This is a genomic window from Dactylosporangium fulvum (assembly GCF_025137375.1).
In the GTDB taxonomy this organism is placed as follows: Bacteria; Actinomycetota; Actinomycetes; order Mycobacteriales; family Micromonosporaceae; genus Dactylosporangium; species Dactylosporangium fulvum.
On sequence record NZ_CP073720.1, the window covers coordinates 350,822 to 371,515 of the forward strand.

Annotated in this window: 21 protein-coding genes and 1 pseudogene; 7 read left to right on the top strand and 15 right to left on the bottom strand. The window is 70.5% G+C overall.

What is annotated here, in order from left to right:
* Positions 1–158 precede the first annotated feature (158 nt).
* The 4 genes from Dfulv_RS01650 to Dfulv_RS01665 all read right to left on the bottom strand — a co-directional run bounded on the left by Dfulv_RS01650 (position 159) and on the right by Dfulv_RS01665 (position 2,740).
* Positions 159–863: an MFS transporter gene (locus Dfulv_RS01650; protein ID WP_259860819.1), complete on the bottom strand. Its 705-nt coding sequence runs from the start codon at positions 861–863 to the stop codon at positions 159–161.
* Between the two features lie 107 nt (positions 864–970).
* Positions 971–1,627, bottom strand: a complete 657-nt coding sequence (locus Dfulv_RS01655; RefSeq protein ID WP_259860820.1) for a YukJ family protein — start codon at positions 1,625–1,627, stop codon at positions 971–973.
* Between the two features lie 126 nt (positions 1,628–1,753).
* Positions 1,754–2,269, bottom strand: coding sequence for a DUF3558 family protein (locus Dfulv_RS01660; protein ID WP_259860821.1), 516 nt, complete (start codon positions 2,267–2,269; stop codon positions 1,754–1,756).
* A gap of 54 nt (positions 2,270–2,323) precedes the next feature.
* Positions 2,324–2,740, bottom strand: coding sequence for a nuclear transport factor 2 family protein (locus Dfulv_RS01665; RefSeq protein WP_259860822.1), 417 nt, complete (start codon positions 2,738–2,740; stop codon positions 2,324–2,326).
* A 69-nt stretch (positions 2,741–2,809) separates the two neighbouring features.
* Here Dfulv_RS01665 and Dfulv_RS01670 point away from each other — a divergent pair, with 69 nt between their 5' ends.
* Positions 2,810–3,265: a MarR family winged helix-turn-helix transcriptional regulator gene (locus Dfulv_RS01670; RefSeq protein ID WP_259860823.1), complete on the top strand. Its 456-nt coding sequence runs from the start codon at positions 2,810–2,812 to the stop codon at positions 3,263–3,265.
* A gap of 23 nt (positions 3,266–3,288) precedes the next feature.
* Here the strand turns inward: Dfulv_RS01670 and Dfulv_RS01675 are convergent, their stop codons facing one another.
* The 4 genes from Dfulv_RS01675 to Dfulv_RS01690 form a co-directional block, all read right to left on the bottom strand.
* The gene (locus Dfulv_RS01675) at positions 3,289–4,638 is read right to left on the bottom strand and encodes a WD40 repeat domain-containing protein (protein WP_259860824.1); all 1,350 of its coding nucleotides are present in this window, start codon (positions 4,636–4,638) and stop codon (positions 3,289–3,291) included.
* Entirely contained in the window at positions 4,635–5,129 is a 495-nt protein-coding gene (locus Dfulv_RS01680) for a SigE family RNA polymerase sigma factor (RefSeq protein ID WP_259860825.1), read from the bottom strand. The genes Dfulv_RS01675 and Dfulv_RS01680 overlap by 4 nt, the downstream gene beginning before the upstream one ends.
* Before the next feature lie 59 nt (positions 5,130–5,188).
* Positions 5,189–5,629 (bottom strand): hypothetical protein, encoded by a 441-nt coding sequence (locus Dfulv_RS01685; protein ID WP_259860826.1) that lies wholly within the window; start codon positions 5,627–5,629, stop codon positions 5,189–5,191.
* 354 nt (positions 5,630–5,983) lie between these two features.
* A complete protein-coding gene (locus Dfulv_RS01690) occupies positions 5,984–6,589 on the bottom strand; it encodes a LysR family transcriptional regulator (RefSeq protein WP_259860827.1) in 606 nt (201 codons plus the stop codon).
* Positions 6,590–6,741: 152 nt separating this feature from the next.
* Between Dfulv_RS01690 and Dfulv_RS01695 the strand changes: the two genes are divergently transcribed.
* On the top strand, positions 6,742–8,031 hold the full coding sequence (locus Dfulv_RS01695) for an amidohydrolase family protein (protein WP_259860828.1): 1,290 nt from the start codon (positions 6,742–6,744) through the stop codon (positions 8,029–8,031).
* A gap of 329 nt (positions 8,032–8,360) precedes the next feature.
* Here Dfulv_RS01695 and Dfulv_RS48715 read toward each other — a convergent pair whose 3' ends face one another.
* From Dfulv_RS48715 to Dfulv_RS01725, 7 genes and pseudogenes are all read right to left on the bottom strand, one after another.
* Positions 8,361–8,732, bottom strand: coding sequence for a hypothetical protein (locus Dfulv_RS48715; protein ID WP_406567916.1), 372 nt, complete (start codon positions 8,730–8,732; stop codon positions 8,361–8,363).
* Positions 8,733–8,834: 102 nt separating this feature from the next.
* On the bottom strand, positions 8,835–9,467 hold the full coding sequence (locus Dfulv_RS01700) for an IclR family transcriptional regulator (RefSeq protein WP_259860829.1): 633 nt from the start codon (positions 9,465–9,467) through the stop codon (positions 8,835–8,837).
* Positions 9,468–9,592: 125 nt separating this feature from the next.
* Positions 9,593–10,015 (bottom strand): hypothetical protein, encoded by a 423-nt coding sequence (locus Dfulv_RS01705; RefSeq protein ID WP_259860830.1) that lies wholly within the window; start codon positions 10,013–10,015, stop codon positions 9,593–9,595.
* A 144-nt stretch (positions 10,016–10,159) separates the two neighbouring features.
* Positions 10,160–11,347: an RNA-guided endonuclease InsQ/TnpB family protein gene (locus Dfulv_RS01710; protein WP_259860831.1), complete on the bottom strand. Its 1,188-nt coding sequence runs from the start codon at positions 11,345–11,347 to the stop codon at positions 10,160–10,162.
* Positions 11,323–11,745 carry an IS200/IS605 family transposase gene (tnpA, locus tag Dfulv_RS01715; RefSeq protein WP_259860832.1) on the bottom strand — a complete coding sequence of 141 codons (423 nt, stop codon included), beginning with the start codon at positions 11,743–11,745 and terminating at the stop codon, positions 11,323–11,325. The genes Dfulv_RS01710 and tnpA overlap by 25 nt, the downstream gene beginning before the upstream one ends.
* Before the next feature lie 131 nt (positions 11,746–11,876).
* Positions 11,877–11,996: pseudogene (locus Dfulv_RS01720) on the bottom strand (ABC transporter permease); the annotation flags it as partial.
* Between the two features lie 9 nt (positions 11,997–12,005).
* Positions 12,006–12,827 carry an ABC transporter ATP-binding protein gene (locus tag Dfulv_RS01725; protein WP_259860833.1) on the bottom strand — a complete coding sequence of 274 codons (822 nt, stop codon included), beginning with the start codon at positions 12,825–12,827 and terminating at the stop codon, positions 12,006–12,008.
* 419 nt (positions 12,828–13,246) lie between these two features.
* Between Dfulv_RS01725 and cysS the strand changes: the two genes are divergently transcribed.
* From cysS to Dfulv_RS01750, 5 genes are all read left to right on the top strand, one after another.
* Positions 13,247–14,656: a cysteine--tRNA ligase gene (cysS, locus tag Dfulv_RS01730; protein ID WP_259860834.1), complete on the top strand. Its 1,410-nt coding sequence runs from the start codon at positions 13,247–13,249 to the stop codon at positions 14,654–14,656.
* A 5-nt stretch (positions 14,657–14,661) separates the two neighbouring features.
* The gene (gene rlmB / locus Dfulv_RS01735; protein ID WP_259860835.1) at positions 14,662–15,756 is read left to right on the top strand and encodes a 23S rRNA (guanosine(2251)-2'-O)-methyltransferase RlmB; all 1,095 of its coding nucleotides are present in this window, start codon (positions 14,662–14,664) and stop codon (positions 15,754–15,756) included.
* A gap of 389 nt (positions 15,757–16,145) precedes the next feature.
* Entirely contained in the window at positions 16,146–18,899 is a 2,754-nt protein-coding gene (locus tag Dfulv_RS01740; protein ID WP_259860836.1) for an Hsp70 family protein, read from the top strand.
* A 54-nt stretch (positions 18,900–18,953) separates the two neighbouring features.
* On the top strand, positions 18,954–19,475 hold the full coding sequence (locus Dfulv_RS01745) for a SigE family RNA polymerase sigma factor (protein ID WP_259860837.1): 522 nt from the start codon (positions 18,954–18,956) through the stop codon (positions 19,473–19,475).
* On the top strand, positions 19,472–20,650 hold the full coding sequence (locus Dfulv_RS01750) for a hypothetical protein (RefSeq protein WP_259860838.1): 1,179 nt from the start codon (positions 19,472–19,474) through the stop codon (positions 20,648–20,650). Before Dfulv_RS01745 ends, Dfulv_RS01750 begins: the two co-directional genes overlap by 4 nt.
* Positions 20,651–20,694 lie beyond the last annotated feature (44 nt).

The following is a 20,694-nucleotide window of genomic DNA, read 5'->3' on the forward strand; positions in this document are numbered from 1 at the left end:
CCCTGGCCTGACCGGCCGGTCGGCGATGGCGCGGGTCAGATCAGCTCATCTCGCTGACATTGCCGATACGTGTCCGTTCGGCGGGAAGGTGGCGAGGCGGCCCGCCGGTTGCCTGTGGTCCGCGAGGTGGGCGTGGACAGTGTCGTCCCGAGTTCAGATCAGGTTGGTGGATTGTCGGCGCGCGTTGGGCCGCCGAGCCGGGTTTCGCTGGGGAACGGCGTTGTCGTGGCCGGGGCGGCCGGCGGGCTCGGCCGGGACGTGCGCTGGACCCACATGATGATGCCGGTGAGGGCGGTAACGGCCAGGGCGAGGGCGGCCACCGGCAGCACAGGGATCAGGAGCCCCCATCGCCAGGCCAGCGTCTGCGCCAGTATGCCGGTGGCGACGGGTCCGAGCAGGAGCGCGGCGCCGAGCGCGAGTCCGAGCACCAGCCGGGTCTGGGAACGCCCACGGCCCAGTTGACCGGACAGAGCGAGGGTGACGCCGAGCACGGCTCCGGCGCCCAGCCCGGCGACGACCCGGGCGCCGGCCATCACCGCCGCGTTCGGCACGAAGCCGCTCACCACGCTTCCAAGAAGCAGGAGCAGGAGCGCTGGCACCGCGGTTGCGGTGGGCGACCGCCGGCCGAGCAGGTGGCCGGGCGCGACCAGGGCCGCGGCGGCCACCGCGTACGGCACGACCATGGTCGCTGCCATGGTCGCGGTGGACAGCCCGAGGTCGCGCTGGATCGCGCTGCCCAGGGGTCCGATCGGCGCGGTGAGCAGTGCGGCGGCGAGCAGCGCGCCGAGGGCCGGGCCGGGAAGCGACCAGAGCGGGCGAACCACCGGTGGCTGGCCCGATGCGGGGTATCCGGGTGGGAACACGCGGCGAGTATATGCATCGACGGCAATGCCGATGCGATGCGCCAGGAAGCCGCCGCATGGAAAGTTGTCGTCGTCATCGACTGTCCCGCCCGTCCTGCGGAGACGGGTCAGGTCGGGTGGCCCTGGTCGTCGGTCTGGAACGCCTGGGACGTGAACTTGTTCTGGAACACGTCGAGCTGGCCGTCCGGGCGGTACACCAGAGTCGCCCCGTCCTGCCAGGTGCCGTTCTCGGCCCACCACTGGCTGCCCGGCGGGTCACCCTGGTTCTGGTGGACGTTGTGCACGCCGAGGCCGTTGGTGAACGGCTCGCCGAAGATCGCGACGCGTGCACCGACGACCAGGATCGACTCCAGCGCCGTCGCCGCGTCGAGGTTCGACCCGGTGCGCCAGCTGCGGTTGCGCAGCAGTTCCTCCAGCCATCGGGTGAGGGCGTCCGGCGGGCGGACGAAGACGCAGCCGATGCCCGGCCGAAACGCCGGGTGCCGGAGGTAGTCGACCGCGCCGCCGGCAGCGGTCATCGGCAGCGGCCGGAACCCGGCGGCGAGGCCGGTCAGCACCGGCAGTTGCGCCGGGTGGATCCGGCTGGTGCGCCACTGCACGCCGGTCGTGGTCTGCTTGCTGTCCACGTCGACCGCGCACCGGTACCGCCCGGCGGGTGCGGTCACGTCCAGGTTGACGTGGAACCAGCGGCCCTGGTCGTCGGGCGTGTCCCGGTGGTGGCCGGTCAACGTGCCGATGAGGACGCCGTAGCGGTCGAGTGGCATACAGGGCAGTATCGCCGCCGGATGCCGTGCCCGGTTTGCGTTCGACGGATGTTCGACGCCCAATGGCCAGGCACTGGTGTTTCCCGTAGTTCCCGCTCGGCGCCGCTGGCGGCGGGCTTTACGTCGCTACAGTCGGGTCAGTGCCGCCTTGGCCAATGCGGTAAGCGATGCGAGGGCCTCGTCGCCGCTGCCGCGACCGTTCACGGACAAGATCAGGATCTGTGATCCCTTGAGGACGTTCAGGTAGCCGGCGTCACGAACGGCGGCGTCACCGAGCCCGCTCACGTCGATCGCCTTCGAACCCATGCCGCTCTTCAGGGTGGTGAACAGTGCCGCGTCGCCGGGCACGGTGCTGACCGTGGCCAGCACGGGCGAGTCGCCGGAGGTGGAGAAGGCGCAGGTCTGCTGGCCAGGTAGGCCGCCGGGCTGCGGCTGGCCGGGCCCGACCGGCGCCCCCAGGGCGGCGCCCACCTCGCCCACCGTCACCACCGAACACGGATCCGTGCCCGGTCCGGCCGTCACGTCCGGGGCGGCTGCGGCAGCACCGCCGCTGGACCGGGGCGTTCCCGCCGGGTCGGTGGTGGTGCCGCACGCCACCAGTCCGAGCAGGATCACGGGTACCACGACCAGGAGCCGGCGCATCGCACTCTCCTCGACATCGAAGGATCGGAACCTCAGTGCCAACAGCCGCGTGGCTTACGCTCCGGTGAGCTGCGCGACGATCGCCCCGCCGTCGAGCCAGACGTTTTCCCGGCTGATCGCGCCGTCGCGGAACTCGAACACGTGCAGCATGCGGAACACCACCGACTCGTCACGCCCCGGCGCACCCAGGAAGCCGTTGGGAAACCGGCCGGTCGCGCGGTGTTCGACGACGCAGAAGTTTTCGCCGTAGAGGGTGCGCGTCGCGGTCATGTCTTCGTTGACGAACGCGGCGATCAGCTGGTCGTAGAAGTTCTTCGCCGCGCCGGGTCCGGTCACCGGTCCGGTCGGCCAGCCGACCACATCGTGCTCGACGTCGTCGGTGTACATGGCCACCGTCGCGGCGGAGTCCCCTGCCTTCTCCGCGTCGAGGTGCTGTTCGATCAGGCGGTCCATCTCAGCTTGCGAGGTCATGTGCTCCTCCATTAGTACGGCATGCCGTACTAAAAAAGTACGGTTGGCCGTACTAGACTGTCAAGCATCATGAAACGCCCCGAAGACGAGCCGCAGATCGGCGCACTGCTGCGCATGGCATGGGAGACGCTGCACGTCGAGGTCTACGGCCAGCTCCGCGCCGCCGGCTTCGACGACCTGCGCGAGGTCCACCGACCCATGCTGCGCTACCCACCCATCGACGGCATGCGCCCCACCGAGCTCGCTGCGCAACTGCGACTCAGCAAACAGGCGACCAACGACCTCATCCGCGACCTCGAGAAGCTGAACTACGTCCGGCTGGAACGCGACCCGTCCGACGGCAGGGCCCGCGTCATCCGCTACACCGACCGGGGCTGGCGCCTCTTCCGCACCGGATCCCAGCTGAGCCGCGACTTCGGCCAGCGGTGGGCACGGGCGCTCGGCCAGCAACGCTACGACGAGTTCAGCGCCACGCTGCGGACCATCGTCGAATTGGGCCGTCCCGCGCAGCAGCCGCCGAGCTGACCTGTCCCGCCCGTCCAGCGTCCTCAACGCCCAGCGGCCGGCTCCGGGTGCCGGCGTGCGCGGCGGCGGTGGAGCACGGCGGCCAGCAGTACCGCTGCCGCCACCGCTGCCGCGGCAGCCGCCACGAACACGACCGGATGGTGCAGGGTGCCGTAGTCGGCGGGCCCCGTCCCGTCCCGGAAGGCATCGGCCAGGGCCAGGTCCGCGGCCACGTCCAACTCGCTGATGCCGTCCGGCGTCTCCAGCAGCACCTGCTGCGCGGCGGCGCCGGGGCGCAGCGCGACCAGACGGGCCCGGGCCGAGCCGTGGTCGGTGAACGGGCTCCAGGCGTGCTCCCACACCAGCTGAGCCGGTCCCGCACCGGGCCGGGGCACGCCGGTGATCGCGACCGCGGTGCCGTCCGGGCGCCAGCCGAGCAGCCGCACGTACTGGGCGCCGGTCGCCGCGGGCAGCGCCCGGTCTGCCGACGTTGCGGCGTCCGCCGGCAGGCCGGTGCGGGCGTCGCGGACGACGAGCCGCCAGCGGTCGTCGGCGTCGCGGTGCGCGGTCGCGACGGCCGTGCCGCCGGGCAGCCACGCGCCGGGGCCGGCGAGTGTCTCGGACGAGAGCCGGATCGTGGCGTCCGGCGTGTCGCGGCCCACGGTGTACAGCCGCAGCTCGTCACCGACCTGCAACGCGAGTCGCCGGTGGTCGCCGGACAGGGCCACGGACCAGCCGGGGACCAGCCATTGGTCGCCGATGTCGAGGCTCGCGACGTCGGTGCGCCGGGCCAGATCGTACACGCCCACCCGGCTCTGCCGCGGCTCGCCGTTGCCGGTCTCGTAGACCACCAGGGCGCCGTCGGGTGAAAACGCGCGGATCTCTCCAGGGACCGGGATCCGTTCGCCGGTGACGAGGGAACGGACCTGGTGGTTGCGGGCGATGTACCGGCCGTCGGGGGAGAGCAGCGCCTCGAAGCCCGGCGGGGTGTAGACGGCGTCGCTGAACACGCGGTACCGGTTCTCGGCCGCGGCGACCGCACCGAAGCGGCCCTCGTTCCAGTCGTCGCGGGTCGCGTCGCCGCCGAAGATCGCCGCGGCCGGGCCGAGCGCGGCGGCGTCGGCGGTGGCCGTGTACCAGGGCGGCGACGCGAGCGTCGTCGGGATGCCCGGTGCGGTGGTGCCCGCGGGTGTACTGGCTGGGCCGGCCGGGCGCACGACCCAGCCGATCCCGGCAACCAGGAGCACGACCACGACAGCCACCGCGGCGGTGGCGACGGCCCTGACCCGGCGGGTGCGGTGCCGGGCCCTGGCCAGATCGAAAAAGTCGGCCGGCAGCGTGGCGCGCGGGGCCTGTTCCGCGAGCGTGTGCAGCCCGTCGTGCAGCCGTGTCACCGCAGTACCCCCATCTCGAACTCGTCCAGCAGCTCGGGGGCGACCACACGCAGCCGCGCGAGCGCATGGCGCGTCTGGCTCTTCACCGTGCCGACCCGGCAGTTGAGTCGGGCGGCGGTCTCGGCCTCGCTGCAGTCCTCGTAGAAGCGCAGCACCAGCACCGCCCGCTGCTTCGGGGTGAGCCGGGCCAGTGCCTGCCGCATCAACACGGCCAGCTCCGGTTCGCCGCCCGGCGGCCCGGCCCGCTCCGGCACGTCCGCGGTGAGCGTCTCCACCACGCGGGAGCGCCGGCGCCGCCACCAGCTGACCGACTGGGTGTAGAGCGCGCGGCGGGCGTATGCGGCCGGGTCGTCGATGCGCTGCCACCGCACGGCCAGCCGGGCGAGCACGGTCTGCACCAGATCCTCGGCGTGCTGCCGGTCGCCGGTCAGCAGATACGCCGTCCGCAGCAGCGCGTCGAGCTGCCCGCGCACGAAGTCGTCGAACGTCACCCCGGTCCCTCCCTCACCCGCTATGACGCACGGGCGGGCGGCCATGGAGGGATGTTTCATCAGACCTTGCTGCGTCCCTTGCCGCGTCCCTTGCTGCGTCGCAGCAAGATCCCGCAGACCACGATGCCGGCACCGGTGACGAACAAGGCCACGACCGCGGTTGACGAGTACGGGCGCATCCTGTTTCGAGCCACTTGTCGTGGGTCGCCGGCCGAGTACTCAACCTCCATCCAGTCACCTGCTCGAGGACACGACGTGCCGCAGGAGATCCACTGCTGGTGGCGATTCCCGTCCGCGACGTATTCGACCTCGGCCTCACCGGTCCGCCCCGGGCTCACCTTCAGCACGTGGGCGGTGACAACAACGCCGTCGCCGAAGGTGCCGTTGCGAAACCAGAACGTGCCGAGGACCGATGCCGCAGGCACCATAAAGAGCATCGCCGACATGGCGATCGCAGCGACGAGGACCCTGCCCCTGCGGTCGTCGACATCGCCCGCCACGCTTCACTCCCTCGGCTGCAAGCAGAAACTCTCGACTGAGGTCACCTACCGTTCGACGGCGCCTGCTTGTTTGCTGTGCTGGTCTGTGCGGCGGTGAGCAGGCTCAGCGCGGAGGCGCGGGGTGTGGGGTCGGGTAGTGCGAGTGCGGCGGGGACGCGGATCGGTGGGTCGGGCTGGACGAGGGTGACGGCGGTGGAGTCTGGCGAGACGACGCCGGCGGGGAGCAGGGTCCAGCACCGTCCGGAGGCAACGGGTCCGGCAAGGAGGTCTTGGACTCGGGTCAGCGTCGGCGCCCCGCGGGGGGTGAACCCGGCCGCTTGGCAGGCGGCCGTCATCAGGTCGTAGACGCCGGGGTTAGTCGTAGACGCCGGGGTTATCTGCGCGGGCGGGTCGGGCCAGGGGGAGCTCGGCGAGCGTGGCGAGGTTGCTGGCGGTGCGGGCGTATGCGGCGGGGACGGCCAGCAGTAGCGGCTCGTCCCAGAGGTGATGAACCCGCACGCCCGGGGTGTCCGGTGGCGCTGCCACGAATGCGGCATCGAGGTCGTTAGCGGCGAGGGCGGCGAGCTGACCGGTTGTTGAGGCGGAGCTTGTCACCTGGAGCGTGATGCCGGGTTGGGCGGCGCGGACAGCGGCAAGAGCAGCTTCGATACGAGGGTTGAACACGACGCTGCTGCCGATGCGCAGTACGCCGGTGTTACCGGCGGCGATGTCGACGGCGGCAGCGGCGGCACGGTCGATGCCGCGTAGCGCGCGGCGCGCGTGGACAAGGAATGCCTGGCCGTCCGGGGTGAGCCGGGCCCGACGGTGGGACCGGTCGAACAGGGTCAGGCCGAGTTCGCGTTCCAGCCGCGCGACCTGCTTGCTTACCGCGGGTTGAACGATGTGCAGGGCCTCCGCGGCCCGGCCGAAGTGTTCACACTCGGCGACGGTGACGAAACAGCGCAGCTGTCGGACCTCCATCGCCACTGCCCTCCTCATCTCGATCGATTCCTTTTGGTGATCGTTTCATGGCTGGGTTGGTCGTTGATCGGCCCTGGTGAGACCGGCAGGCTTTTCCGCGAGCGAGGTCGAGTTCTGTTCAGGTTGTTCGGGATCCCTTGGGGGAGGACGTCGTGGCCGCGGCAACAACGATTGTGAACGCGAAGGTATTCGACGGGACGATGTCGCAGGACTGGACTTCGGTCCGGTTCGCTGACGGGCTGATCACCGAGTGTTCGGCGACCTCGGCCGCCCAAGAAGGCGACGAAGTGATCGACGCGGGTGGCGGGACTGTGCTTCCCGGTCTGATCGACGCGCACGTGCACCTCGTTCCCGGCGCCCTCGCGCAATCGCTGACCTTCGGCGTTACCACCGTTCTCGACATGTTCAGCAAACCCGATCTGGTGGCCAGGGCCAAGGAGCAGGCCGGCTCCCGTCCGGATGTGGCCGATGTGCGTTCCTCGGGTGTCGGTGCCACCGCGCCCGGCGGGCACCCGTCGATGATGTACGCCCCGTTCCCGACGTTGACCGCCGCTGGCCAGGCCGAGCAGTTCGTCGCGGAACGGATCGCGGAGGGCTCGGACTATCTGAAGATCATCTCCGGTATCGGGGGTCTATGGCCGTCGCTGGACTCCGAAACCATCAAGGCACTGGTCACTGCCGCGCACGCCCGCGGCTTGGTCGTCGTCGCTCACGTGAGCTCGACGGCCGGTGTCGAGGAGGTCGTGTCCGCCGGTGTCGACGTGATGGCCCACGTCCCCGCGGACGCCGAGCTGGACAAGGCCCTGGTCGAACGCATGGCCGAGGCCGGGATCGTGGTCGGCCCGACGCTGGCCACCATCGAGAACACCCTCGGTGAACCGGGTGGCGCAGCAGTGGTAGGGGACCCGCGGCTCGCTGAGGCGCTCGGAGACGCCTGGGCACGCCGGTTGACCTCGGGTGCCTCGGGATGGCGTGGCCGGGAAATGCCGCCCTACTCGCGGGCCGAGGACAACGTGCGGCGACTGGCCGATGCGGGGGTCACGCTGCTGGCGGGCACCGACGCCCCGAACCCGGGGACCGTGTTCGGAGCAAGCCTGCACCGGGAGCTGGAACTCCTTGTCCGGTGCGGCATCAGCCCGGCACGGGCCCTGGCCGCTGCCACAACCGAACCGGCACGAGTGTTCGGCCTCACCGACCGAGGACGTGTCGCGGCCGGGCAACGCGCGGACCTGGTCCTCGTGTCCGGTAACCCGTTGACGGACATCACCGCAACACGCGCGATTGAGCGGATATGGCGCGCGGGCACAGCCTGCGATCGACACGCCTTCGTCGCGAGCGCTGCCGAAGCTGAGCAGCTTGACACTTTCGACGTCCAGGTCGCCAAGGTCGTGGCAGCCGTGCGCGAACGCTGGTCCAACGTCGACCCGCGGAAGGCCCCCTGAACGCGGCTCCCGTAGCTCATGGACCGCCCAGATGTGGCCGCCGGAGGCAACGCCTTGGCGTACCCGCCGGCTCCCCCGAGTCCGCGGCCGCACCCACCACTGGATCGCTGCCCACCGCCGAAGTACGGGCATGGGCCACGCGCAACTGGCATCGTCGTTCCCGACCGTGGCCGCCTGCGCCCGGACATCTGGCAAGCCTGGCGCGACCCCCACCCGTAGCAACAGTCGGGGACCGACGGAAGCTGGCGCGGTGGAACCGCGACGAGGTGAGGCGTTTGCAGTCTGCTGCTGTTTCAAGGGCTCCAGGTCTGCAAAACTATCGCTGTTGGCTAATATTGCAGGCTGTCGGAAATTTTTGCAGCACCAGCGCTGTCTACCGCTGACGCCGCTGACTGTCGCCCGGCCTGAACGGGACGCCCAGCCCGGGCGGCTTTGCCGGGTGACTTGGGCAAGCTGACGGAGAAGCAGCCGTGGTCGGCGACCACGAGGGTGCCGAGGTCACGGCCTGGGGCCGGATCACGCCGGCTGCCCTTGTCGCGGTAGTGCCCGCCGAGGACGCGCGGGTTGGGCACGGTCCGGTGGCCGGGCTTGCAGCGGGAAGAGTTGAACGCGCATGTCTTGGCGAGCGGGCGCAGGCAGTACCCGGGGCCGGCGCCGCCGAGGTTGAGCAGGAACTGGTGGTACTCCTCGGGTAGGCGCACGCCGTGGGACGCCTCGAACGCCAGCAGGTCTGATTCGGGGAGTGGCAGGCGGGGACTCGGCGCGGGCTTGGGCCAGCTTTGCGCGCGATCTCGTCCAGCATCTCAGGTGAGTGCCTTCGCGACTGCTGACGCTGCAGCTTCGACCTGCGGGGGGACTGTGGACCGGTCCAGTTCGGACAGTGCCACCACGCCGACGCTGGCCTCCAGGCCCTCCACATGAGGTACTGCCGCTGCGACACCGAACGCGCCGGGCTGCAACTCGCCGGCCGTTGACACTGCAGTGAAGTTGCCGGCACGGCCGGCCAGGATCGCCTTGCCGGCGGCGCCGGACTCCAGCGGGTGGCGGGAGCCGGTGCGGTACGCGACGTGGAACTGGGTCCAGCTCGGCTCCACCACGGCCAGGGCGTAGGCCTCGCCGCCGTCGGCGATCGTCAGGTGGGCGGTGGCGCCGACCGTCTCGGCCAGGCGGCGCAACGCCGGCAGGGCGGCGTCCGCGACCAGCGGCTGGGCGCGCCGCGCCAGGTGGAGCACGCCGGCGCCGAGGCGCAGCCGGCCGGACGGGTCGCGGCGGATCATGCCGTGGTCGCCGAGGGTGGCCACCAGGCGGTACACGACCGCGCGGCCCACGCCCAGGTGGGTCGCGGCCTCGGTCATGGTCAGGCCGCCGGGGGCGTCGGCCACCAGGTGCAACAGCCGCAGACCGCGGTCCAGGGTCTGCGCGGTCTCGGTCACCATATGCACAAGATTATCGAGATACGCAGCATCAGGCCCCTGGCGTCAGCCGTGGGTTACCGCCCATGTCGCGCCACCAGTGGGTGAACAGGCCCCGGTGATCTGATGTCGATGGGCAGGTGTGGAGGTTAGTCGGGCGGTTGCGCCAGCCGCTCCGGCCGGGTCCGGGTCCAACTGGCCCAGCCACGCTCGCGCATCAGGTCCAGCATCCGCTGCGCCCGCGGGTCGGACTCGATGGCGAGTGCGTCCAGAAGGTCAAACGCTAGGTCGTGGTGCGCCGCCTCGCCGGGGGTGTATGCCCGCTCGGCCAGGTCGGCCAGGATGTCGGCGGCTTCCTCCAGACGTGTGGCGTCGTCGTTTTCGAAGAGCTCCGACAGGACCAGGTAGAGCCGAACGAGTTGCGGGTCTTCGAGTTGCGTGTGTTTCGCGGCCATCGTCTCGCTGATGTGGTCGGGCCAGCGAGCCGCGACCAGGATCCACCCGTCCCGCTCACCCTCCACGATCCGTTCGGACGTCCCGATCTGTCGCAGCCGGTCGAGATAGGAGGTCACCTCCGGTGGGAGCGCCAGACTGTCCCCGGCAGCGAGCTGCGCGATCTGCTTGCGGCTGGTCTCGAGCCGGTCGATCTCGTCGCGCAGGCGGCTGTCGATCCTGTGACTCCTCCGCCCCGTGAACGAGGCGGCTTCTCTGAACGTTCAGGCGTTCAGAAGGGCCAGCCCGGCCCTGAGTACGTTCGTGGCGCCGACTACGTCGGCGTGCCCGGTGTGACCGCAGGCGACGCACACGAAGTCGGCTTGGGTGACACGGTTCTCCCGCGCGCAGTGCCCGCAGTATGGGCAGATGCGGGAGGTGTTGGCGGGGTTCACCGCAACAACGACACGTCCGGCGCTTTCAGCCTTGGCGTGCAGCACGTTGAGGAACACCCCCCAACCCGCGTCGAGAATGCTTCGGTTCAGCCCGGACTTCTGGGCCACGTTCGTGCCCGGCGCCTCGACAGTGCCGGCCGCGGAGCGGGTCATGTTCGAGATCTTCAGTGCTTCGTGGGCGATTACGTCGTGGTGGCGGACCAGCCACAACGCGGTCTTGTGGGCGTGGTCGATTCGCTGACGTCGGACCTTGGCGTGGTGCGCGGCGACCCGCGCTCGGGTCTTACGCCGTCGGTTCGAGCCGCGCTTGCACCGGGCGAGTGCCCGCTGTGCGGTGGCGAGCCGTTCGGCGTTGCGGCGGCCGGGTCGGGGATTGGGGACCTGGGCGCCGTCCGAGGTGGTCAGGAACGAGGCCACGCCCATGTCGATACCGGCCGCGCTGCCCGTCTCCGGCAGCAGTTCGGCGGGCACGTCGTCGCAGGACAGCACCACGAACCAGCGGCGGCCCTCCCGCTTGACCGAGATCGTTTTGACGGTGCCTTCCACTTTGCGGTGCGCGTGCACGCGAATGTGTCCGACGCCTTGCAGGTAAACGCGGACCTGCCCGCCGTCTGGGGTCGAATTCCAGCGGCACCCGTCTCGGTCCTTCGGCCACTCCACGGTGTCGAACCAGCCCGCACCCTTGAACCGTGGGTATCCCGGCTTCTCGCCGTTCTTGACGCGGCGGAAGAACGCGGCGAAGCCTCTGTCGAGGCGGCGAAGGGTGGCCTGCTGGGACGAGAACGACCAGCGGCCCTGGTCGGGGTCGGCGTGGCGAATGTCCTTGAGTTGGGCGGACTGGTCGCCGTAGCGGATCGAGACCCCGGCCCGCCGGTACGCGTCGCGCCGCTCCTGGAGTGCGGCGTTGGAGAGCTGCCGGTGGTCCTCCACGCATGCGCTCAGCGCGGTGGCCTGCTTGACGGTGGGGCGCAGCAGGAACTTGTACGCACGTCTCACTCGGCACGTTCCTTGCGCCATGGCCGCTCATACTGGGTGTCGATGTACCGCTGCACCGTCGCCGCCGAGACGGCGCCCACGGTCGCGGCGAAATACGACCGGGACCACAGCGTCGGCAGCCTGGACCTCAGCGACGCGAACTCGGCACGCAGTACCCGCGACGTGTACCCCTTGAGCTGGTTCGCGACATGCGCCGGGGAGTCCTTCGGATGCGCCTTGACGAACAGGTGCACGTGGTCGGGCATCACCTCCAGGGCGATGACCTGCCAGCCCTGCTCGGCACACTTGGCCCGGATCAGTTCGTCGCAGCGGGCCGCGATTGCGCCGGTCAGCACGGGGCGGCGGTACTTCGGGCACCACACGATGTGGTATCCGAGGTCGTACGCCGCCCCGGCGGAAACCTGCACGTCACGAGCCACACGGCAAGTATACACGCTGCCTGTATCTAACTGCCGGGGGTGGTTGACGGCAACACGGACGTGTCGCCTATTCCCGCCCCCCTGCGCGGGGAGTCCAATTCACCCGTCGCCTGAAGGCGACGGTCCCCTTGGAGACACTTGATGGCGATCGGTGTGATCGCGGTCGTGATGATGGTGTCCAGGCTGCGCGTGATGTGGCGCAGGGATCGTCCCAGCAGGACGGCGGTGTCGCCGAAGAAATGCGTGGCCATCGCTGTTCCTTACTCCGTGTTCGACCTGGTCATGCGGTCTTGGCCGCCGGTATCGGCGGCGCCGACGACCGCGAGGAAGACGTCCTCGAGGGAGGGCTGCTTCTCGACGTATTCGACCTTGGCGGGCGGCAGCAGCGCTTTGAGCTCGGCCAGGGTGCCGTTGACGATGATCCGACCCTGGTGGAGGATCGCGATCCGGTCGGCAAGCTGTTCGGCCTCGTCCAGGTACTGCGTGGTGAGCAGCACGGTCGTGCCGCCCTCGGCGAGCTCCTTGACGGCCCGCCACACCTCGATGCGCGCCTGCGGGTCCAGCCCGGCCGTCGGTTCGTCGAGGAAGATGACCGGCGGATTCCCGATGAGACTCATCGCGATGTCCAGGCGGCGGCGCATGCCACCGGAGTACGTCGCGACCCTCCGGGTGCCCGCCTCGGTCAGCGAGAAGCGCCGCAGCAGGTCGTCCGCGATCGCGCCGGGGTTCTTGCGGTGCCTCAGCCTGGCGACCAGGACGAGGTTCTCCCGCCCGGTGAGGATCTCGTCGACCGCCGCGAACTGCCCGGTGAGGCTGATGGACTCGCGGACGTCGGTGGCCTGCGTCGCGACATCGAAGCCGTTGACCCGGGCGGTTCCGGTGTCGGCCTTGAGTAGCGTGGAGAGGATCTTCACCATCGTGGTTTTGCCCGCCCCGTTCGAACCGAGCAGGGCGAAGATGCTGCCCCGCGGCACGTCGAGGTCCACGCCGCGCAGCACCCGCAGCTGCTGGTACGACTTCTCCAGGCCCTGCACGTGGATCGCAGGTCCCTGGACCTGGTTGGTTGTCGGCGGGATACTCATGACGGTCAGCATGGGGGGTTGACGCAGCGTCAAGGTCAAGCCCGCAGGGCAGATGTGATGCGTCGACTCGCATGGCAGCTCCGGCCCGGCGCCCCGGCGAGCGTGGCTGGCGCCGATCATTTCCAGGTGCAGCCCGGCCTCGGGTCAGCGGAGGTTGGCCTCCTGTTCGCCGAGGATGCGGATGTAGGGCAGCTCAAGGGCGGCGGGGCGCGGGCTCTGGGGTACGCCGTCACGCTCTTGGCACTTGATGACGGGCTGGTGAAACACTCGGTGGCGGCGCCGGGGGTTTCGCGGAGCAGGCCGACAGCAGCAGGAGCCCGCACAGGGCGAGGCGGCGGATCGGCACGTGGACGATTCTGTGTGGGTCGGCGGGGTGCGTGCGACGTCTGGTCACAATGCCGACCGGTACTCTTGCATCTGTGACCCTACGCCTGTATGACACCGCCACCCGATCGGTCCGGGACTTCGTCCCGATGACGCCCGGGCAGGTCGGCATCTACCTGTGTGGGCTCACCGTGCAGGCCGGCCCGCACATCGGCCATCTTCGCTCCGGCGTCAACTATGACGTGCTGCGCCGCTGGCTGCTGAAGTCCGGCTACGAGGTGACGTTCATCCGCAACATCACCGACATCGACGACAAGGTGCTGCAGAAGTCGATCGAGGCGGGTCAGCCGTTCTGGTCGATCGCCTACGCCAACGAGCGGCTGCTGTCGGCGACCTATGACCGGCTCGGGGTGCTGCCGCCGACCTACGAGCCGCGGGCGACCGGGCACGTGCCCGAGATGCACGAGCTGATCAAGATCCTGATCGACAAGGGGTACGCGTACCCGGCGATCGACGGCAGCGGCGACGTGTATTTCGACGTGGCCGCGTTCCCGGAGTACGGGTCGCTGTCGAACCAGCGGCCGGACGCCATGGAGCCGGCGACCGACGGGCCGGCCCGCGCCAAGCGCGACCCGCGCGACTTCGCCCTGTGGAAGGGCGCGAAGCCCGACGAGCCCGCCGAGGCGTACTGGCCCTCGCCGTGGGGGCCCGGCCGGCCCGGCTGGCACATCGAGTGCTCGGCCATGTGCTGGCGGTACCTCGGCGAGGAGTTCGACATCCACGGCGGCGGCCTCGACCTGACGTTCCCGCACCACGAGAACGAGATCGCGCAGTCGCACGCGGCCGGGCACCCGTTCGCGCGGTTCTGGGTCCACCACGCGCTGCTCAACCTGGGCGGCTCGAAGATGGCCAAGTCGGTGGGCAACGTGGTGACGCTGGAGGCGCTGGTCGCGTCGGGGGTCCGCCCGGTCGAGGTGCGGTACTACCTGCTGGCCCCGCACTACCGGTCGGTCATCGACTACTCACCGGAGGCCCTGGCCGAGTCGGCGTCGGCGTTGCGGCGGCTGGAGAACTTCGTGACCCGCGCCGTCGAGCTGGTCGGCCCCGGTGAGCTGGGCGAGCCGCCGGCCGCGTTCGCCGACGCGATGAACGACGACCTCAACACCTCGCGTGCCCTGGCGGTGCTGCACGACGTGGTCCGGGACGCGAACGTGGCCCTGGCCGCGGCCAACGCCACCGACGTCGCCGACGCCCTCGCGTCGGTCCGGGCGATGCTCGACGTGCTGGGGCTCGACCCGTTGAGTCCACAGTGGAGCGCTGCTGCGGGCGGTGGTGACCTGACGCGGGTCGTCGACTCGCTCGTCGCGCTCGCCCTGGAGCAGCGGGCCGCGGCCCGCACCCGTAAGGACTGGGCCGCCGCCGACGCGGTGCGGGACCAGCTCAAGCAGGCCGGTGTCGCGGTGGAGGACACCCCGACCGGGCCCCGATGGACGTTGGAGCACTGAGGCAGATGCCAGGCAATTCCGAGCGTCGCGGCAAGCGCGTCGCGTCGAAAAAGGGCGCCACGAAGGGGTCCGGCGGCAAGAACCGTCAGTCCCTGGCCGGGCGCGGACGCACCCTGCCGGCCGATGAGCGGCCGTGGCACAAGGCGTACTCCGGCGACGAGGAGCTGCCCGAGCGCACCGCGTGGAAGCAGGAGAAGGAACGCCGGTCCGCGGCTGCCCAGGGGCGGGCCCCGAAGGTCGGTCAGCCGGGCACGAAGCGGACCGCAGGCAAGGGCCCGTTCGGCGCTCCGGCGAAGAAGGCTGCGGCCGGTCGGTCCGGCCCGAGGGTCTCGCCCGGGCGGAAGGCGGCGGCGCCGAAGGACGCGCCGGAGCTGCTCGTCGGGCGGAACCCGGTCGTTGAGGCGCTGCGCACGCATGTGCCGGCGACGGCGCTGTACGTGGCGCTGGGCATCGACATGGACGACCGGGTCAAGGAGGCGGTGCGCATCGCCGCCGAGCGTGGCATCGCGATCCTCGAGGTCTCGCGGGCCGAGCTGGACCGGATGACGGGCGGAATCCTGCACCAGGGCCTCGGCCTGCAGGTGCCGCCGTTCGCGTACGAGCCGTTCGACGACCTGCTCGCCGCCGCCCTGGAGGCGCCGGCGCCGCTGCTGGTCGCGCTCGACGGGGTCACCGACCCGCGCAACCTCGGCGCGATCATCCGGTCGGCGGCCGCGTTCGGCGCCCACGGCGTGTTCCTGCCGGAGCGCCGCGCGGCGGGCATCACCGCCACGGCGTGGCGGACCAGCGCGGGCGCGGCGGCGCGGATGAAGGTCGCCCAGGTGACGAACCTGACCCGGTCGCTGAAGGCCTGCCAGGAGGAAGGCTTCACCGTGGTCGGTCTCGACGCCGACGGTGAGGCGTCGCTGTACGCCCTGGAGGCCGCGGTCGGGCCGCTGGTCGTGGTCGTCGGCTCGGAGGGGCGGGGCATGTCCCGGCTGGTCGGGCAGACCTGCGACATGCTGGTCGGCATCCCGATGGTGTCCGAGGTCGAGTCGCTCAACGCGTCCGTCGCGGCCGCGGTGACCCTGGCCGAGGTGTCCCGACGCCGGTCGTCGTGACACCGCGACGCCCGCCGATAGGTGGGTGCCTGCTGGGGCGGCTCGCAGTGGTGTTCCCGGGCGTCGGCATTCTGACGTTCGCTCGACGTTCGGCGAGGTGACGATCGGGCCGGCCGGGTTCGCGTAGTCGGAGTTCCGTCACTCCAGGCGGTTCCTGATTCGCACCGGCACCGCCGAGCCGCGGACGGTGCACGTCGGTGAGGGCGGCACCGGCCTGCCCGATGCGCCCAGGTATGCGGCGGTTACGAGCTCCGGGCGCCACGGGGTATCTCGTCGCACGGCCCACGATCGGCGCACGATCGTGGGCCGTGGGCTTACGCGCTGTGACGCGATGGTGCACGTCAGGCTGGGCTCGACGAGCGTGTGAAGCGGCTTCTTAGGATGGGGCGGTGACTGAGCCTCAGCAGGGCTTCGCGATCGGCGTCGACCTGGGTACGTCCAACACCGTGGCCGTGCTCAGGTGGCCCGACGGACGGACCCGACCCCTCCTCGTCGACGGTGCCCCGATCATGCCGTCGGGTGTCTACGTCGACGAGTACGGGCGGCTGCACGTCGGCCGGGACGCCGCACGCATGGCCGGGCTCGACCCGTCCCGCTTCGAGCCCAACCCGAAGCGGCGGATCGACGAGCCGACCGTCCTGCTCGGCGACCGTGAGATCGCCACCGTCGACCTGCTCGCGGCCATCCTCGCCGCCGTCGCTCGGGCCGCGGTCGAGGCCGTCGGGTTCCTGCCGACGGCCGTGCTGACGTATCCGGCCGCGTGGGGCAGCCGCCGCCGCGACATTCTCGCCACCGCCGCCCGCCGGGCCGGCTGGCCGCCGGTGATGCTCGTGCCCGAGCCGGTGGCCGCCGCGCGGTACTTCGCCGACGTCCTGCGCCGGCCCGTGCCCGTCGGCTCCGCCCTCGCCGTGTTCGACTTCGGCGGCGGCACCCTCGACATCGCCGTCGTGCGCAACGACAACGGCCGGTTCTCCGTCGTCGGCGCCGGCGGCATCGAAGACCTCGGCGGCCTCGACGTCGACGCCGCCCTCGTCGAACACCTCGGCCTGGTCATCGGCGAAACCGCCCCCGACACGTGGACTGCGCTGCAGAACCCGGCCACCACCTCGCAGCGGCGCGACCGGCGGCTGTTCTGGGACGACGTGCGCGGCGCGAAAGAGATGCTGTCGCGGACCACGGTCGCGCCGATCACCGTGCCGGGCCGCGACCAGGCGATCCACCTGACCCGCGAGGAACTCGACAAGGTCATCGAGCCACTCATCCGGCGGGCCGTGTGGGAGACCGGCGCGGTCATCCAGCAGGCCGGGCTGCGCGGCGACCAACTGGCCGGCCTGTTCCTGGTCGGCGGGTCGTCGCGGCTGCCGCTCGCCGCACGACTGCTGCACGCCGACCTCGGGATCGCGCCGACCGTGCTCGAGCAGCCGGAACTTCCGGTCGCCGAAGGTGCCCTCGCAGAGTTGGCGCCGGTGGGCGGCGGGTTCGGGGCGGCGCCCGGGCAGTACCAGACCGAAAGCCTCAGCCCGAGCAGCGCGATGCCGGTGTCGGGCCAACCGCCCGCACCGGCGGCGCCGGTCTCGCCCGGCTTCGGTGGTGTCACGGCCGCGCATTCCACGCCGCCGGCCGGGTTCGGCAGTGTGGCGGCCGCGCCGTCCAGGCCACCGGCCGGGTTCGGTGGCAGTCCGGCGGCGCCGGGATCGCCGACCGCGACCTATCCGATGTCCGCGGCGCAGGTGATACCACCGGGCCAGACGCAATCCGCGCCGCCGACCGTTCCCGCGCCGCCTGCGCATGCCCGGCAATCGCGGACCGGGCTGCTCGTCGGCGTCGCCGCCGCCGTGGTCGTGCTCGCGGTGCTCGCCGCCGGCGGGTATTTCTTCTTCTTCCGCGACCGCGACACCGTCGTCGACTTCAAAACCCTCACCAACGTCGGCTCGCTCGACCTCGGCGACCCGAACAAGATCGATGACCTGGTGACCGCGACGCTCGGCGACCGCACCTACGTCGGGTGGATGGCCGACAAGAAGTTCCAGGTTGTCGCCTACAACCTCGCGGACCGGGCAAAAGCCTGGGGGCCGAGCACCATCGAGGGCGACAACAGCACATGGCAGCTCTACGCGAACCCCGGCGGTGTCATCGTCACCGGCACAGGCGCCTTATCCGGCGGCACTGCCGTGCTACTCAACGCCAGCAACGGCAAACAGCTGCGGAAGGAACTGTTCAACACCCAGGACCGGCTGTACTTCCTCGGCGACGTGTGGGTGCAGTACTCGAACCAGGACAAGACCACGAAGGCGTTCGGCTGGAACGGCGACCCGAAATGGGAGCGCAAGGACAACGAGAAAAGCTCCAGCATCGTCCTGCCGATCCATTCCAGTGACGGGCACGGCGCCGGCGACTTCTCCGGCGCGCCGACCGACCGGGATCTCAAGGCGCGCAAGAACCTGCTCAGCATCGACGGCGACGACAAGATCCGCCTCATCGACGCCGCCAACGGCAACAAGGTCATTCGCACCTGGAACGACATCGGCGACTCGTCCTCCACCTATTTCGCCCAGGACGGAAAACTGTTCGTCTGGGGCAGCAGCACAAAATTCAAGGTTCAGGTGTACGACCTGACGAAGGAATCCGAACCCACCCAGATCTACAGCGCGGTCGACGACAAGCGGAAAATCGTCGACCTCACCCCGTGCGGGCAGGACCGGATCTGCATCCTCGACAGCGCCGAGTACGACGGCTCGGACACGGTCGCCCGCGCCATCTCCGTCACCGACCGCAAAGAGCTGTGGCACGCCGACGCGAAGGGCACCAAACTGCTGGTGCAGGTCGGCAAACAGCTGCTGGCGACGACGACGTCCGGCACACCGGCGAGCGTGCTGTTCGACGAGAACGGCAAGCAGGTGCTGCGCAACGAGGACACGAAGTTGCTCGGCGTGCGGGTGACGAACGGCAGCCTACTGCTCTTCGACAAGGCCCCGAGCACGATCGCCGCGAACCTGGCCCTGGTCGGCGTGACCGCCGCGACCGGCGAGCCGATCGCGCTCGGCACGCTGCAGAACACGATCGGTTCGAGCTGCTCGTGGAACGCCACCTACATCGCCTGCGTGTCCAGCGGCAAACTCCAGGTCTGGCAGTACACGTCGTAAAAGAAATCCGGTCCGACCCTCAACCCGGTCCGCGCCCGCCGACATCTAACTGACGTGCGGCCGGACCGGGAAGAGGAATTCACGCAGTACGTGGGAGCGCGCATCCCACGGCTGCACCGCATCGCGTACCAACTGCTCGGCGACCGGGACCGGGCCGACGACGCGGTGCAGAACGCGCTGACCGTGCTCTACCAGCGCTGGTCACGCATGCAGGACGTACAGAACCTCGACGCGTACGTCCACACGATGGTCGTGCGGGCCTGCCTGGACGACAAGCGCCGCTGGTGGTCGCGGGTGCACCTGTGGTCGTCCACGCCGGACGTGCCCGCGGCCCCGGACGACCCGCAGGTCGACCAGCGGATGATGCTGCGGGCAGCACTACGGTCCCTGCCGGAGGGGCAGCGCACGGTCCTGGTGCTGCGGTTCCTCTGCGACCTGCCGGTGGCCGAGGTCGCCCAACTGCTGCACCGGTCCGAGGGGACCGTGAAGAGCCAGACGTCCAACGGGCTCCGCGCGCTGCGCAAGATCCTCGACGCACAGCCTGTGGCTTCTGCTCGGCCGGGGAGGATGGCATGACCGTCGAGATGTCCGACAACCCGCTCACGATCCTGACCGAGGAGCCCGTGCCGGACACCCGGCTGCGGGCCGCGGACATCGTGGCTTCCGGCCGGCGGCGGGCCCGGCGGCGCCGCGCGGCCACGGTGTCGATCGCCGCGGCGGTTGTCGTGGTCATGGCGGTCGGGGTCGCCGCGGCCACCAGCCGGCGCCAGCCGCAACCGCAACCCGCCCAGCCGACGCCGACACCCGCCACCACCTGCACGGTGACACCGCTGCCCGACACCGACAACGTCAACTCGACGGTTGTGGTGCTCGACCCGGCGGGCACCTACGCGGCGGCCGGCACCAACTCCGGCACGGGGGTGGTGCTCTGGGAGAAATTCGGCAAAGTCACGCACGTCTCCGGCGGTGCGGTGTTCTTCGTCCAAGCGGTCAACACCGCCGGCGTGGTCGTCGGCTCAGGACGGCCCGACGTCGACAACGTGGCCTACAAGGTGCAGGACGGCGCCGTGATCGAACTACCGCTCCCCAGCGGGGCGGTCGGCGCGCAGGCGTACGGCATCAACACCTACGGCGACATCGTCGGTGAGGCTGTCCTTCCGGGCAACAAGACCCGCGCGGTGCTGTGGCGTCACGCCGACCCACTGCATCCGCAGCTCCTGGCGACCCCTTCGGGCCGGCAGTCGACGGCGCGCAAGATCGGCGACGACGGGCGGATCGTCGGTACGCTCGACGACGGCGCCGAGCCGTACCTGTGGAAAGCCGACGGGACCGGCGTCACGCTGCCCACCCCGCCGGGCCAGCCGGGCGGGATCGCCGTCCACATCACCGGCGACTGGGCCGACGGGCCCATCGACTACCAGGCCACGACGGTGGTGGATCCGTCGTCGGGCCGGCGGGTCCGCACCAGCGCGCCGCACTGGGCCCGCTGGAACCTGGCCACCGGCACGGTTGAGCCCGTCGACGTGCTGGACATCTCCGGCGGCGCCGGCATCACCAGCGACGGCAGGGTCCTGCTCAACCGGGGCTTCGGCCCGGCGCTGTGGAGCCCCGACGGCATGCTGATGCTGCCGAAACCTACCGGCTTCGGCAGCGTGCAGCTGACCGGGATGAGCGCCGACGGCAAGACGTTCGTGGGCACCGCGATGACGAGCAGCAGCAGCCGGACGGAGCTACAGCGCTGGGACTGCTGATCGGGGGCACGACCTCGCGGAACAACCACGCCGCCGGCAGGTTA